At 67.2% G+C, this 15,221-nt stretch carries 11 protein-coding genes; 6 read left to right on the top strand and 5 right to left on the bottom strand.

Annotated features, from left to right (window positions below; all coding sequences use genetic code 11):
* Nucleotides 1-25: 25 nt before the first annotated feature.
* Both htpG and BO1_RS21775 read right to left on the bottom strand, forming a co-directional pair.
* A complete protein-coding gene (htpG, locus tag BO1_RS21780; RefSeq protein WP_028219363.1) occupies nt 26-1,939 on the bottom strand; it encodes a molecular chaperone HtpG in 1,914 nt (637 codons plus the stop codon).
* Nucleotides 1,940-2,035: 96 nt separating this feature from the next.
* A complete protein-coding gene (locus tag BO1_RS21775) occupies nt 2,036-3,508 on the bottom strand; it encodes an aminotransferase-like domain-containing protein (RefSeq protein ID WP_028219362.1) in 1,473 nt (490 codons plus the stop codon).
* A gap of 222 nt (nt 3,509-3,730) precedes the next feature.
* Between BO1_RS21775 and BO1_RS21770 the strand changes: the two genes are divergently transcribed.
* From BO1_RS21770 to BO1_RS21750, 5 genes are all read left to right on the top strand, one after another.
* Nucleotides 3,731-4,420, top strand: a complete 690-nt coding sequence (locus BO1_RS21770) for a VOC family protein (RefSeq protein WP_028219361.1) — start codon at nt 3,731-3,733, stop codon at nt 4,418-4,420.
* Between the two features lie 188 nt (nt 4,421-4,608).
* Nucleotides 4,609-5,808 (top strand): aminotransferase-like domain-containing protein, encoded by a 1,200-nt coding sequence (locus tag BO1_RS21765; RefSeq protein ID WP_028219360.1) that lies wholly within the window; start codon nt 4,609-4,611, stop codon nt 5,806-5,808.
* A 49-nt stretch (nt 5,809-5,857) separates the two neighbouring features.
* The gene (locus BO1_RS21760; RefSeq protein WP_028219359.1) at nt 5,858-6,322 is read left to right on the top strand and encodes a RidA family protein; all 465 of its coding nucleotides are present in this window, start codon (nt 5,858-5,860) and stop codon (nt 6,320-6,322) included.
* 190 nt (nt 6,323-6,512) lie between these two features.
* Nucleotides 6,513-7,415, top strand: coding sequence for a PhzF family phenazine biosynthesis protein (locus BO1_RS21755; RefSeq protein WP_028219358.1), 903 nt, complete (start codon nt 6,513-6,515; stop codon nt 7,413-7,415).
* Between the two features lie 336 nt (nt 7,416-7,751).
* Nucleotides 7,752-10,112 (top strand): bifunctional diguanylate cyclase/phosphodiesterase, encoded by a 2,361-nt coding sequence (locus tag BO1_RS21750; protein ID WP_043285813.1) that lies wholly within the window; start codon nt 7,752-7,754, stop codon nt 10,110-10,112.
* Nucleotides 10,113-10,153: 41 nt separating this feature from the next.
* On the opposite strand, the gene BO1_RS21745 is transcribed toward BO1_RS21750, so the two are convergent.
* The 3 genes from BO1_RS21745 to BO1_RS21735 all read right to left on the bottom strand — a co-directional run bounded on the left by BO1_RS21745 (nt 10,154) and on the right by BO1_RS21735 (nt 13,980).
* Nucleotides 10,154-11,182 carry a histone deacetylase family protein gene (locus BO1_RS21745; protein WP_028219356.1) on the bottom strand — a complete coding sequence of 343 codons (1,029 nt, stop codon included), beginning with the start codon at nt 11,180-11,182 and terminating at the stop codon, nt 10,154-10,156.
* 121 nt (nt 11,183-11,303) lie between these two features.
* The gene (locus tag BO1_RS21740; protein WP_028219355.1) at nt 11,304-12,569 is read right to left on the bottom strand and encodes a Zn-dependent hydrolase; all 1,266 of its coding nucleotides are present in this window, start codon (nt 12,567-12,569) and stop codon (nt 11,304-11,306) included.
* A gap of 82 nt (nt 12,570-12,651) precedes the next feature.
* A complete protein-coding gene (locus BO1_RS21735; RefSeq protein WP_028219354.1) occupies nt 12,652-13,980 on the bottom strand; it encodes an MFS transporter in 1,329 nt (442 codons plus the stop codon).
* Between the two features lie 154 nt (nt 13,981-14,134).
* Between BO1_RS21735 and BO1_RS21730 the strand changes: the two genes are divergently transcribed.
* The gene (locus BO1_RS21730) at nt 14,135-15,085 is read left to right on the top strand and encodes a LysR family transcriptional regulator (RefSeq protein WP_028219353.1); all 951 of its coding nucleotides are present in this window, start codon (nt 14,135-14,137) and stop codon (nt 15,083-15,085) included.
* The last annotated feature ends 136 nt before the right edge of the window (nt 15,086-15,221 follow it).

Below are 15,221 nucleotides of genomic sequence, written 5' to 3'. Positions count from 1 at the left end.
CGCGCGCGGCATTCAAGTACGAACATCAACCCGCCCGGGCGAGCAACAGCGCGTTGGTCCGTTTCACGAAGCTCGCCGGATCCTCAAGCGCACCGCCCTCGGCGAGCAGCGCCTGATCGAACAGCAGATGGCACCAGTCGCCGAAGTCCGCGCTATCCGTGCGCAGCGCCTTCACGAGCGGGTGCTCGGGATTGACTTCGAGGATCGGCTGCATCTGCGGCGCCTGCTGGCCCGCGGCCTTGAGCATGCGCTGCAGGTAGCCGCTCATGTCGCCTTCGTCGGCCACGAGGCAGCTCGGCGAATCGGTCAGGCGGAACGTCAGACGCACGTCCTTGGCCTTGTCCTTGAGCGCGTCCTTCATTTGCTCCACGAGCGGCTTGAGTTCTTCGCTCACCTTCTCCTGCTGCTGCTTTTCCTCGTCGTTGAGCGCGCCGAGATCGAGGTCGCCGCGCGCCACGCTCGCGAGCGGCTTGCCGTCGAATTCATTGAGGAACGAGAGCATCCACTCGTCCACGCGGTCCGTGAGCAGCAGCACTTCCACGCCCTTCTTGCGGAACACTTCGAGGTGCGGACTGTTCTTCGCGGCCTGCCAGGTATCGGCGGTCACGTAGTAGATCTTCGACTGCTCGGGCTTCATGCGCGCGACGTAGTCGGCGAGCGAGACGGTCTGCCCGGCCGTGTCGTGATGCGTCGACGCAAAACGCAGCAGCTTCGCGATGCGCTCCTTGTTCGCGTGGTCTTCGCCCACGCCTTCCTTGAACACCTGGCCGAACTCGGTCCAGAAGGTCGCGAACTTCGCCTTGTCTTCGTCCTTCGCTTCGGCGTCGGTCTGCGCGGCGGCCATCTCTTCGAGCATCGAAAGCACGCGCTTGGTCACGCCGTCGCGAATCGCCTTCACGTCGCGGCTTTCCTGCAGGATTTCGCGCGAGACGTTCAGCGGCAGATCCGCCGAGTCGACCACGCCCTTCACGAAGCGCAGGTAGTTGGGCAGTAGCTGCTCGGCGTCGTCCATGATGAAGACGCGCTTCACATAGAGCTTCAGGCCGCTCTTGTGGTCGCGGTTCCACATGTCGAACGGCGCATGCGACGGCACGTAGAGCAGTTGCGTGTATTCGCTGCGGCCCTCGACGCGGTTATGCGTCCACGCGAGCGGATTCTGGTGATCGTGCGCGAGGTGCTGATAGAACTGCTGGTACTGCTCGTCGCTGATGTCGTTCTTCGCGCGCGTCCACAGCGCGCTCGCCTGGTTGATGGTCTCGAATTCGTCCTTCGTGACCATCTCGCTCTTTTCGGCGTCCCATTCTTCCTTCTTCATCTCGATGGGCAGGCCGACGTGATCCGAGTACTTCTGGATGATCGACTTCAGCTTCCACGCGGAAAGCAATTCGTCTTCGCCTTCGCGCAGGTGCAGCGTGATGGTCGTGCCGCGCTGGGGGCGCTCGATCGCCTCGACCGAGAATTCGCCCTCGCCCGCGCTCGTCCAGCGCACGCCTTCGGCGGCGGGCAGCCCTGCGCGGCGGGTCTCGACGGTGATCTTGTCCGCGACGATGAAGCCCGAGTAGAAGCCCACGCCGAACTGGCCGATGAGCGCCGCATCCTTTTGCTGGTCGCCCGAGAGCTTGCCGAAGAATTCCTTGGTGCCCGAGCGCGCGATCGTGCCGAGGTTGGCCACGGCTTCGTCGTGGCTCATGCCGATGCCGTTGTCGTCGATGGTGACCGTACGGGCGGCCTTGTCGAAGCCCACGCGGATGCGCAGGTTCGGATCGTTTTCGTAGAGCGCGCTGTTCGCGAGCGCCTCGAAGCGCAGCTTGTCGGCGGCGTCCGACGCGTTCGAGACCAGCTCGCGCAGGAAGATTTCCTTGTTGCTGTACAGCGAATGGATCATCAGGTGCAGAAGCTGTTTCACTTCCGCCTGGAAGCTCATGGTTTCTTGTGCCATGGTCGGGGGTCCTCGTTCGTTGCAGTCAGTAGGCTTGGCCGCGTGCGCATTGCCGCGGCGCGTTGAGCGCGCATATGGGGACGCGCCGCGCAAGTTTCAAGAGCGCCGCGCCACGCCGTCCAGATAGCCGGAGAGGAAAGCCGGCAGCGCCGGGTCGCCGCAGTTCGCGATGTTAAAGCGCATCCACGTGGTGGGCGACTGGTGCGGCGAGAACAGGCTCCCCGGCGTGAGCAGGAAGCCCGCCTCGTGGCCGGCGGCCGTGAGCGCGTCGGCGTCCACGCCAGTGTTGGCCCACAGGAACATGCCCGCGCCCGGCGCGATGAACAGCTTGCAGCCCGCGCGCTCCAGCATGCGCGCGGCCTTGTCGCGCACGGCATCCAGCCGCGCGCGCAGGCGCTCCACATGGCGCCGGTAGTGGCCTTCGGTCAGCACGCGAAAGAGCACCCGCTCGTTGAGCTCGGGGCTCGTCATGCCGACCAGCATTTTCTGGTCCGCGACCGCCTGCGCCACGTCGAGCGCGCTCGCGATGAAGCCCACGCGCAGATTGGGCGCGAGCGTCTTCGAAAAGCTGCCGAGATAGATCACGCGGCGCAACTGGTCGAGGCTCGCGAGGCGCGTGGCCGGATAGCCCGCGGGGCACAGGTCGCCGTAGATATCGTCCTCGACCACGAGAAAGTCGTACTGCTCCGCGAGGCGCAGGATGCGAAACGCCTGCGCGGCCGTGAGCGAAGTGCCGGTGGGGTTCTGCAGCACCGAGTTGATGACGAGCAGCTTCGGCCGCCAGGTCGCGACGAGCGTCTCGAGCGCGTCGAGGTCCGGCCCTTCGGGCGTGTACGGCATGCCCACGAGGCGCGCGCCCTGCGAGGCGAAGCGGCCGAACATCTGGAACCACGCGGGGTCGCCCACCACGACGGTGTCGCCGGGCTGCACGTACAGGCGCGCGAGCAGGTCGATGGCCTGGGTGACGCCCGAAACGAGCACGATCTGGTCGGGCGTCGCGCCGATTTCGATCTCCGCGAGGCGCGTCTGCAACTGCTGGCGCAGCGGCAGAAAGCCCTGCGGCGAGCCAAAGCCGAGCAGCTGCGCGCCGCTCTGGCGGCCCAGCGATCGCATCGCGCCCGCCAGCAGTTCGCCGTCGAGCCAGCGCGCCGGCAGGTAGCCGAGCCCCGGCCCCTTTTCCGGATGCGTCGACGAATGGAGCATGTTGCGCAGCAGCCAGACCACGTCGAGGGTGGGCGGCGGCGCGGGCTCGGCCGCCCCGCTGGCGTCGGGCGCGGCGGGACGGCGCTCGTGCGGCGCCACGACCGCGAGCCGCTCGCGCACGTAGAAGCCCGAGCCGCGCCGTGAATCGAGATAGCCCTGCGCAACGAGGCGCTCGTAGGCCTCCACCACCGTGAAGCGCGAGACGCCCTTGTCGAGCGCGAGCTTGCGGATGGACGGCATGCGCATGCCGGGGCGGAACACGCGCTCGTCGATGCGGCGGCGGCCCCACTGGACCAACTGGTCGACGAGCGTGGTCGTGGCCGCGTCGTGCGGCGCCGGAATCTGGTCGAGGGGTACGGACGACATGGCGGCTCCAACTGTACCGAACACTATCGGAGCGATTGTACCGTTACTGTCTGCCACCATACCGGTACATTTCTTTGTGTATAGGCCGGTAAGGTGCCGGCCATCCCGCCGACGCGCGTGCGCCAGGCTTGCGGTCCGTCCCGGATCTCGCGGCCGACTGCGCCCGAAGTGTTCCGTATGGCCCACGTCCTCCGGTTCGGCTCGTTCCCAGACGATTCTCTTATGACCGCCACGCCGCTCAGTCTCGATCATCTCGTCGTTTCCGCCCGCACGCTGGACGAAGGCGTGCAGTACGTCGCCGATACGCTGGGCGTGGCGCCCGCGGGCGGCGGCGCGCATCCGCTCATGCGCACCCACAACCGCCTGCTCGGGCTGTGGGGCGGCGTCTACCTGGAGGTGATCGCGGTCGACGCCGGCGCGAACCCGCACGCGGCCGGCCGCTCGCGCCTGTTCGCGCTGGACGATCCCGCCGTGCAGGCGCGCCTCGAAACGGGGCCGTACCTCTCGCACTGGGTCGCGCGCGTCGCACCGCCCAAGAATCTCGAACGGTGGCGCGGCCAGTACCCGCAGCGCATCCCCGATCTCGTGCCGATGACACGCGGCGATCTGAGCTGGCAGCTCACGGTGCCGCTCGACGGCGCGTTCCCGTCCTGGCAGGGCGCGGGCGACGGCATCCTGCCCTCGCTGATCCAGTGGGATACATCGCGCCATCCGTCGCAGACGCTCGGCGACAACGGCATCGTGCTCAAGTCACTCACGGGCTTCCATCCGCAGGCAGAAACCGTGCGCGAGCAGTTGAACTGGCTTGGCGCGGCGTCTGTGATCGCGGTGGAAGAAGCCGATACGCCTGCGCTCGTCGCGCAATTCGAAACGCCGTCGGGGCTGCGCACGCTTGGCGCACCGCTACGCTGAACGAACAAGCCGCATCGCCGGCGATGAACCCGATTGACATGGCAAGCGCGAGCGCGCGTGCCGCCAGAGCGGGATTCGCGTCATAATCAAAAGCTTTCGGCAACCCGGGCGTCCGACTCCCATCGCACCCGCGCCGCCTCAATCCGGGCCGTCCAGGCCCTCGTGCCCGACCTCAACAAGGAGACCCCATGGACCAGAGCGATCTCAAGGCTGCCCCCACGTGGCAACTGTCCGAGCGTGCGATCAAGCTGACCAGCTCGGCGATTCGCGAAATCCTGAAGGTCACCGAGCGCCCCGAGGTCATTTCATTCGCCGGCGGCCTGCCCGCTCCGGCCTCGTTCCCGGCCGAGGAAATGCGCGCGGCCTCCGACCGCATCCTGCGCGAGAACCCGACAGGCGCGCTCCAGTACAGCGCGACGGAAGGCTATCTGCCGCTGCGCGAATGGGTCGCCGAGCGCTACTCAGTGGGCGGCGCGAAGATCCGGCCGTCGCAGGTGCTGATCACCACGGGCTCGCAGCAGGCGCTCGACCTGCTCGGCAAGGTGCTGGTCTCGCCGGGCAGCCCCGTGCTGGTCGAAACGCCCACCTACCTCGGCGCGCTGCAGTCGTTCTCGCTCTACGAGCCGCGCTACGTGCAGCTGCCCACCGACGACAACGGCCTCGTGCCCGAAGGCCTCACGCCCGAGCTGACCGCCGGCGCGCGCCTGCTCTACGCGATCCCGAACTTCCAGAACCCGACGGGCCGCCGCCTGCCGCTCGAACGCCGCGAGGCGCTCGCGCAGTTCGCGCAGCGCGCGAGCTTCCCGGTCATCGAAGACGATCCGTACGGCGCGCTCGACTACGCGGGCAAGCCGCTGCCCACGCTGCTCTCGATGGCGCCCGAGCACGTCGTGCATCTGGGCTCGTTCTCGAAGGTGCTGGCGCCGGGCCTGCGCGTGGGCTACATCATCGCGCCCGAGGAGCTGCACTTCAAACTGGTGCAGGCCAAGCAGGCCACCGACCTGCACACGCCGAGCTTCACGCAGCGCATCGTCCACGAAGTCGTGAAGGACGGCTTCCTCGACACCCATATCCCGAAGGTGCGCGCGCTCTACCGCGACCAGTGCGCCGCGATGCTCGACGCGCTCGCGCGCAACATGCCCGAAGGCGTGAGCTGGAACCGTCCGGAAGGCGGCATGTTCGTGTGGGTCACGCTGCCCGAGGGCATCGACACCATGAAGCTGCTCGAAGAAGCCGTCGCGCAGAATGTGGCCTTTGTGCCGGGCGCGCCGTTCTTCGCGAGCGAGCCGCAGCACAACAAGCTGCGCCTGTCGTTCGTGACGGTGCCGCCCGCGAAGATCGAAGAAGGCGTGGCGACGCTCGCGAAACTCATCCGCGCGCGCAGCTGAAGCGCGCACCCGTGAACCGATAACCCCAACCGTACAAGGACTCCTGATCATGGCTGATATCAACGTCTACGACCGTCTCGAACAGCTCGGCATCGAACTGCCCCAGGCGGGCGCACCCGCGGCCGCCTACGTGATGAGCGCGCAGAGCGGCAACACCGTGTACCTCTCGGGCCACATTGCGAAGAAGGACGGCAAGGTGTGGGCCGGCAAGCTGGGCGAGTCGCTCACGACCGAGGAAGGCAAGGCCGCGGCGCACTCGATCGCGATCGACCTCATCGCGACGCTGCACGCCCACACGGGCGACCTCAACAAGGTCAAGCGCATCGTCAAGCTGATGAGCCTCGTGAACTCGACGCTCACCTTCACCGAGCAGCACATCGTCACGAACGGCGCCTCCGAGCTGATCGCCGACGTGTTTGGCGAGAAAGGCAAGCACGCGCGTTCGGCGTTCGGCGTCGCGCAGATTCCGCTCGGCGCGTGCGTCGAGATCGAGCTGATCGCCGAAGTCGAGTAAGCGCTCGCTCCAAAGCGGAGAGGGGCGGCCAGGTTGGTGCGGCCAGCCTGGTCCGGCCAGGTCAGTCCGCTCCTGCACAGTCCCCTCCAGCGCACACGCCGCCCGGTGTGTGCGCCACCATCGCGGCGAGCGCGCGATGCAGCACGGCGCGCGAGCCACTTCTCCCCGTCTCACGCCTCTTACTCGCGCCATGACCCTACGCAGCGTCCGCTTCAAACAGGTCGACGTGTTCACGTCGCGTCCCTTCAAAGGCAATCCGCTCGCCGTCGTATTCGACGCCGACGGGCTCGATACGGCGCAGATGCAAGCCATCGCGCGCTGGACCAACCTCTTCGAAACCGCCTTCCTGCTCACCCCCACCGACGCGCGCGCCGACTATCGCGTGCGCATCTTCACGACGCAAGGCGAATTGCCGTTCGCGGGCCATCCGACGCTTGGCACGGCGCATGCGTTCCTCGACAGCGGCCGCCAGCCGAAGACACCGGGCCACCTCGTGCAGGAATGCGGCGCGGGTCTGGTCGAGCTGGCCCAGCGGCGCTGTGCCGGGACCGCCAGTGACGCCATGGACACCTGGGCGTTCGCCGCGCCGCCGGCGAAGATGACGCCGCTACCCGAGTCGCAATACGACGCGTTGCGCGCCGCCCTGCGCTCGGACGCGATCGATTTCGGTGCAGCGCCGTGCGGCGTCGACAACGGCGCGCCGTGGCTCGTGGTGCGCCTGTCGTCCGCGCAGGCGGTGCTCGCGCTCGACATCGACTACGACGCCCTCGCAACCATCGCCGCGAGTGTGGGCGCGCAAGGTCTCGCGGCCTACGGCGCGCATGACGCCAATGGCCCGGCCAACTTCGAGGTGCGCTGCCTCATGACGGGCCTCGGCAAGGGCGAGGATCCGGTGACCGGCAGCGCCAATGCCGCCATCGCGATGTTGCTCGCGCAGCAAAACCGCCGCCCCGGCAGCCGCTATACGGTGCGCCAGGGCACCGCGATGGGGCGTGACGGCCGTGTCTTCGTCGACTACGACGACGCAGCGGGCAAGATCTGGATCGGCGGCACCTCGCTCACGGTCGTCGACGGCACGATCGGGCTCGAATGAGCGCCCCATTTGCAGGCATGCATTCTGCGTAGGTCCGGCCTGCATCAAGCGCCGGCGCGCTATGCGCGGCCTCGTGTCTATGCGCGGCAGATCGCGCGGGCGTCCCCGTTTACCCACGACTGGCGTATACCCCGGGACCGATGGCTTCCTTATTCATTGCCCAACCATTAAGATCCAAACATCGGACGCAAGAAAGCGTCCGATGGCCCTTGTTCGCGCACTTCGCGCTACTTCCTCTGCCATTCCGCATTCGATGCCGCCGATCCAACCGAGCGCTTTGTCGTCGTCCCGGCCGCCGCATCTGCGGCGCGACGGTGCGCGCGTGCGGCGGGCGAGATGAACGAGAACTGGCGCCCCTTCTCGCGCGACGCCGGCTTGCGCGGTGCGCCCGGGCCGGCCTACACGCGCCCGCGCACGCTGCTCGCCATTCCGCTGCTCGGCGTGCTGGTGCTGATCTTGCTGTGGGCCGTGATCTTCACGCGCCTCGCGGTCGAAAAAGAGGCCACCCAGCGCGAGGCCACGGCCTCCGCAGCCATCCTCTCGGCGGCGCTCGAGCAGCACACGGTGAAGGCGATCCACCAGGTCGACCAGATCACGCGCTTCGTGAAATACGAATTCGAAAAATCGCCCGACCACTTCAATCTCATCGCCACGGTCGAGAAAGGCGTGGTGCAGAGCGACTCGCTCGTGCAGGTGTCGATCATCGACGAGCACGGCAAACTCGTCGCCAACACCGCCGAGCCCAATCCCAAGCCGATCGACCTCTCGGACCGCGAGCACTTCAAGGTGCACGAGCACGAGAACGACGACCAGCTCTATATCAGCAAGCCGGTGCTCGGCCGCATCTCGGGCCACTGGACCTTGCAGATGACACGCCGCCTCAATCACGCGGACGGCTCGTTCGCGGGCGTCGTGGTGGTCTCCGAAGACCCGAGCTACTTCACGAGCGACTTCTACAACAACGCCGCCATCGGCCGTGACGGCGTGATCGCCGTGATCTCGGACACCGGCGCCGTGCTGGCGCGCCGCACCGGCAACGCGGAACGCGCGAGCGGCGCGTTCTCGGCAAGCGGCGTCTACCCGATGTCCGAGCACGTCTCCGGCACGTACGTCGATCCGATCGACCACGTCACGCGCATCGTCTCGTACCGCCATATCGACGGCTATCCGCTCGCGGTGCTGGTGGGCCTCTCGCAAGCCGAGCAGTTTGCGGACTACAACCACACGCGCAACGTCTACCTGATGATGGCGACCTTCATCTCGCTCGCCATGCTGTCGTTCTTCGCCGTGGCCACGGGCCTGATCGGCAAGCTGCTCGGGCGCGAGCGCGAGATGTCGCAACTCGTGCAGTACGACCTGCTCACGGGGCTGCCCAACCGCTACGCCACGCTGCAGCGGCTGCGCCACGAAGTCTCGCAGCCGGGCAATCTCGGGCGCCTCGCGATTCTCTTCATCGACCTCGACAACTTCAAGACGGTCAACGACACGCTCGGCCACAACGCCGGCGACATCGTGCTGCAGATGAGCGCCGCGCGCCTCGCCGACGCCGTGGGCGGCGCCGGCACGCTCGCGCGCATCGGCGGCGACGAGTTCGTGGTGATCGTGAAGGGCGACGAGATCGAGAAACGCGCGAGCGCGCTCGCCGAAGTGACCAACGCCGCGTTCACGCATCCATTCGACGTGCGCGGCAGCGCCTTCGTGCTGCATGCGAGCACGGGCATCGCGCTCTTCGCCGTCGCGCACGAGAGCGAGATCGACCTGCTCAAGAAGGCCGACCTCGCGATGTACGCCGCCAAGGAAGCCGGCCGCAACTGCTTCCGCTTTTACTCGCCGCAACTCGCGCACCGCGCCGACCACCTGATGAAGTGGGAGCAGCAGTTGCGCATCGCGCTCGGCGAAGGGCAGCTATTCCTCGCCTACCAGCCGAAGATCGATCTGCGCCGCCGCTGCATCACCGGCTTCGAGGCGCTGGTGCGCTGGAACCATCCGCAGTACGGGCTCATTCCCGCCAGCGAGTTCATTCCGGTGGCGGAATCGACGGGCCTGATCGTGCCGGTGGGCGACTTCGTGATCCGCACCGCCTGCGCGCAGCTCGCGCAATGGCAGCAGCAGGGCTACGAAACGCTTTCGCTCGCCATCAATATCTCGGCGGTGCAGTTCTGGCGCGGCGACCTCTACGAGACGGTCGCGCACGCGATCGAGGAGACCGGCATCGCCGCGCACAAGCTCGAGCTCGAAATCACCGAGACGGCGATGATGGAGTACCCCGAGCTCGTCTCCGAGAAGATCTTCGCGTTGAAGCGCCTTGGCGTGCGCGTCGCGCTCGACGACTTCGGGACCGGCTATTCGTCGCTGTCCTATCTGAACCGCTTCGCAGTCGACACGCTCAAGGTGGACCGCTCGTTCGTGCAGGCGATTCCGGCCGACCGCAGCGTCTGCGTGATGGTCTCGGCCATCGTCAATCTCGCGCGCTCGCTCGGCCTCACCGTGGTCGTGGAGGGCACCGAGACCGAGGAGCAGATCGCGTGGCTCTCGGCGCTCGGCCCGATCGAGGCGCAGGGCTTCCTGTTCTCACGCCCTGTGCCGGTGGAAGGTGTGCCGGCGCTGATCGAGCGTTTCGGGGTGTGCGGCGCATCGCAGGCGGGCGTGCACGATGCGCGCAACGAGCGCGTGAGCGACGCGTCGCAGCCGCGCTAAAGCGGCGCCCTCCCCTTCCGGCGCCGCTCTGCCTGCATGCGCTAGCGGGCGCGTGCCCCCGTGAAACCGCCGAAGAACGCCCGCGCGTTGGCCTCGAGGCTTTCGAGGTGGTAGCCGCCTTCCTGCACGATCACCGATGGCAAGCCCAGTGCGCCGATCGCCTGGCCGAGCCGGCCGAAGCCCTCGGTGCTCACGGCCACCTTCGACTGCGGATCGTCCTTGTAGATGTCGAAGCCGAGCGCCAGCACGAGCGCGTCGGGCTGGAAGCGCCTGAGCACGCGCAGCGCCGCGTCCACGCGCTCGAAGAACGCGTCTTCCGAGGCGCCGTGCGGCATCGGCAGGTTGACGTTGAAGCCCACGCCCGCGCCCGCGCCACGCTCGTCCTCGTAGCCCGCGACCACCGGATAGAAGTTGGTCGGGTCGCCGTGGATCGAAATGTAGAGCACGTCGTCGCGGCCGTAGAAAATCTCCTGCACGCCCTGGCCGTGGTGCATGTCGGTGTCGAGGATCGCCACGCGCTGATAGCGGCTCCTGAGCGACTGCGCCGCGATGGCCGCGTTGTTCAGGTAGCAGAAGCCGCCCGCCGCGTCCGCGCGCGCATGGTGGCCAGGCGGGCGGCTCAGCGCGTAGCTCTCGCGCGCGCCCTCGTTGACGCACGCGGCCGCCGCCAGCGCGCTTTGCGCCGACCAGTACGCCGCGCGCCAGGTGTTCGCGCCCACCGGGCAGCTGCCGTCGGCGAGATAGCGGGCCGCCTGGGCGAGCACGCCGCGCAGCGGATTCGGATCGCGCACGTAGATATTCGACATGACTTCATCGCCCCAGTCTTCGGGCATGCGCTTCCACTCGGCATGCGCTTCTTCGAGGAAGCGCAGATAGTTCATGTCGTGCACGGCGGCGATCGGCGCGGTGCCGAAGTCGGCGGGCTCGCTCACCTCGAAGCCGAGCGAGCGCGCGGCGGCGACGAGACGCGCGGCGCGCTCCGGCACTTCCTGCGGCTCGCGCATCTGGCCGCGCGAGAGATAGCTGCGGGGATGATGCAGCAGCTGTTCGGGATGAAACCAGGTCTTCATGCTCAGGATTCCTTCAGGTTTGGCTCATGCAGCCGGGTGCGCTCGCCGGGTGCGCTCGCCGGGTGCGCTCGCCGGGTGCGCTCGATCACTCGCGCTCCGGCGCGGCATGGCTCATGCAGTTTCACGCAGACACGGCTTGCGCCGCACGCACGCGCACACCGGCGCGCGCGGCGACCGCGTTGAGCAGCACGTTCGTGCCCGCCGTAACGTCCTCGGGCAGCGCGTCCTCGGCTTCGTTGTGCGAGAGGCCGTCCACGCACGGGATGAAGACCATCGCCGTCGGGCAATAGCGCGCGAGGTGGATCGCGTCGTGACCCGCGCCGCTCACGATGCGCTCGTTCGAATAGCCGAGGCGCTCGACCGCCTCGGCCACGAGCGCGACGCAAGCCGGGTCGAACGGCGTGGCGGGCGAGGTCCAGCAATGCGTGATCTCCACGCCGAGCCCGCGCGTACCGCCCACTGCCGCGCAGACCGCACGCAGGTCCTGCTCCATCGCGTCGATCTGGGCATCGTCGTGATGGCGCAGATCGACCGTGAACGTCACATTGGCCGCGATCGTGTTACGCGACGAGTTCGCAATCTGCACCTGTCCGATCGTCACGAGACCGAGCGGCGCATGGCGCGCCATCACCCGCTCGATTTCCATCGCCATGTGCGCCGCGCCGAACCAGGCGTCCTTGCGGTAGCGCATCGGCGTCGTGCCCGCGTGCGCGGCCACGCCCGACACCGTCACGTCGAACCAGCGGATCGCCTGGCCGCCCGTCACCACGCCGATGGTCGTGCCGTTCGCCTCAAGGATCGGGCCCTGCTCGATATGCGCCTCGAAGTAGGCATCGACGGCCACGCCCTGCACGGGCCGCGTGCCGCGCGCGCCGCACGCGTCGAGCGCCTCGCCGAGCGTCACGCCATCGGCGTCGCGGCGTGCGAGCGCGTCTTCGAGCGTCATCGCGCCCTGGAACACGGCCGAGCCGAGCATCGCCGGCGTGAAGCGTGCGCCTTCCTCGTTGGTCCACGAGCAGATCTCGATGGGCTTGTCGGTCACGGCGCCCGCATCGTTGAGCGCGCGCACCACTTCGAGCCCGGCCAGCACGCCGTAGACGCCGTCGAAGCGCCCGCCCTCGGGCTGCGTGTCGAGATGGCTGCCCATCAGCACAGGCGCGGCCTGCGGATCGGCGCCTTCGCGCCGCGCGAACAGGTTGCCCACCTGATCGGTCCATACCGTCATGCCCGCCTCGCGGCACCAGTGCGCGAACAGCTCCCGGCCGCGCCGGTCTTCTTCGGTGAGCGCGAGGCGCCGCACGCCGCCGCCCGCCGTCGCGCCGATGCGCGCCATTTCAGTGAGGCTCGCCCACAGACGCGGGCCATCGATATGCAAGAGGTCTTTCATGGTTAAACCCATCTCCGGTCGAATTTTTGTTGACACCTGGACTGATGCATCAAGGCGAAATCAGTGCGAACTCAATGTGAATTCAATGTGAACTGAGCGCCTCGGCGGCCGCCTCGTCGTGCGCATGCGCCGCGCGCCGCGCGTCGAGCGCGACGATGCACACCAGCGACACGCCGGCGAGGCAGGTATAGAACACCGCGAGCGGCCACCATTGGCCCGCATAGCGATGCGCGAGCCAGGTGCCGACGAGCGGCGTGAGGCCGCCGGCCACCGCGCCGCAGACCTGATAGGACAGCGAGATGGCCGAGTAGCGCACGCGCGTGGGGAACACCCCCGAGACGAAGCCCGCGATCACGGAATAGAAGCTCGCCATGCAGACCACGGCGAGAGCGATGCCGATCACCATCGGCACGACTTTGCCGCTTTGCACGAGCACGAACATCGGGTACGGCGAGAGCATCGCGGCGAGGGCCGCGCACTTCAGGAAGCGCGCGCCGCCCATGCGCTCGGCGAGCCACGCGGCGATGGGCTGGGAAAGGAACTGGATGATCGCCACCGCGAACAGGCAGTCGAGGATGAGCGAGCGCGTGATGCCGACGTACTGCGTCGTGTACGCGATCATGAAGGTGTTGGTGAAGTACACGCCCGCGATGCCGATGGTGTTCGCGCCGATGCACAGCAGCACGAGTCCCCATGCCGAGCGGAACACTTCCGCGACCGGCAGCTTGACGGTGCTGCGCTGGTCCTTGAGCTTCTCGAACTCGGGCGACTCGTTCACACCGAGACGGATCATGATGCCCACCACGAGCAGCACCGCCGAAACGAGGAACGGCAGGCGCCAGCCCCACGAGAGGAAGTCGGCCTTGTCGAGCGAGGTGACCGAGCGGAACGCCAGCAGCGAGAGGATCAGGCCCGCTGGAGAGCCGAGCTGCGCGAACGAAGCGAAGAAGGTGCGGCGGCCGGCGGGCGCATGCTCGGCCGCCATCAGCACCGCGCCGCCCCACTCGCCGCCCACGGCCACGCCCTGCACGATGCGCAGCAGCACGAGCAGCACCGGCGCGAGCATGCCGACATTCGCGTACGACGGCAGGAGGCCCACGCAGACGGTGGCGACGCCCATCATCATGAGCGTGGTCATGAGCGCCTTCTTGCGGCCGATGCGGTCGCCGAGATGGCCGAAGATCAGGCCGCCGAGCGGCCGCGCGAAGAAGCCGACGGCGAACGTGGCGAACGAGGCCATCGTGCTGACGAAGCGGTCTTCGGACGGGAAATAGAGCTCGCCGAACACCAGCGCGGCGGCCGTGGCGTAGATGTAGAAGTCGTACCACTCGATCATGGTGCCGATGAATGCCGCGGCAGCGGCACGCACCGGTTGTCGTGTGGCAGGGGCGGAGGTTTGCGGGGTGGTCATGGAAGTGTCTCCTTACTGCACTTTCGTCGTGCGTTCGATGCAACACACATGAAAGCTTTATCGCCTTCCATAAAACATTAGTCAAATTTCGAGTTATTATTCTGCACATAAATTTTACTAATACAGGAGCCCCAAACCGGCGAGGAAACTGCCCATGCGCGCCGACATCACCCGCTTTCTCAACGACCGGCTCGACTGGAACCTGCTGCGCACCTATCTCGCGATCATGCAGGAGCGCAGTCTGAGCCGGGCCGCCGCGCGCCTCTACGTGACCCAGCCCGCCGTGAGCCAGGCGCTCAAGCGGCTCGAAGACGCGCTCGGGCGCAAGCTCATCGAGCGGCGCGGCACGCATTTCGTGCCGACCCAGGCCGGCGAAGAGGTCTACCGCATCGCGAGCGACATCTACGGCACCATTTCGCAGCTCGAAACCGGGCTCGACGAGCGCACCACCGACATCACCGGCTCGATCCGGCTGCTCACGGTGAGCCGGATCGAATCGCGCGTGTACGACGAATTCCTCGCCGAATTCCACTCGGCGTATCCGCGCATCGACCTGCAGATCGAAGTCATGCGCTCCTCGGACATCATTTCGTCGCTGTTGCAGAAGACCGCGACCGCGGGCCTGAGCCTGTGCCGCACGCCGGTCGAGAAGCTCGAGATGCGCTGCTTCCTGCGCCAGCGCTACGCGATGTTCTGCGGCCGGCACCACCGGCTATTCGGTCTCTCGCAACTGACGATGGAAGACTTGCTCGCGGAAAATTTCGTGTCGTTCACGAGCGACCAGATTGGCGACAGCCTGTCGCCGCTCACGGTGTTTCGCGACCAGCGCGGTTTTACGGGGAGAATCGTGGCGTCCTCGCCCAGCCTCGACGAGGTGCGGCGGCTCATCTTCGCGGGCTACGGCATTGGCTGCCTGCCCGAGCACATGGTGAAGGACGATCTGGCGCGGCAGCGCCTGTGGCGCTTGCCGCCGGAGGAAGGTCTCGTGGACGTCGACATCCACCTGCTGTGGCATCGAGAGCGCAAGCGGAATGCGGCCGAAGAAGCGTTCTTCGACGCGATGGAGCGCTGCATGCAGCGCCATGCGCTCGCGGAGCGGCTGTAGTGTACGTTCTCAAAGAACGTGAAAAATTCGCCCTTTGGTGCTCGCGGAGGTCGAACGCTTTGCCACCTGGTTCGATGAAGCGTGCTTCGACCGGCTATATGGGCGCATGGGGTGAGGTTGGTGATCAGCGGTATTG

It is taken from the genome of Paraburkholderia oxyphila NBRC 105797 (genome assembly GCF_000685075.1).
Taxonomy (GTDB): Bacteria; Pseudomonadota; Gammaproteobacteria; order Burkholderiales; family Burkholderiaceae; genus Paraburkholderia; species Paraburkholderia oxyphila.
This window is presented reverse-complemented; position numbering and strand designations above follow the sequence as displayed.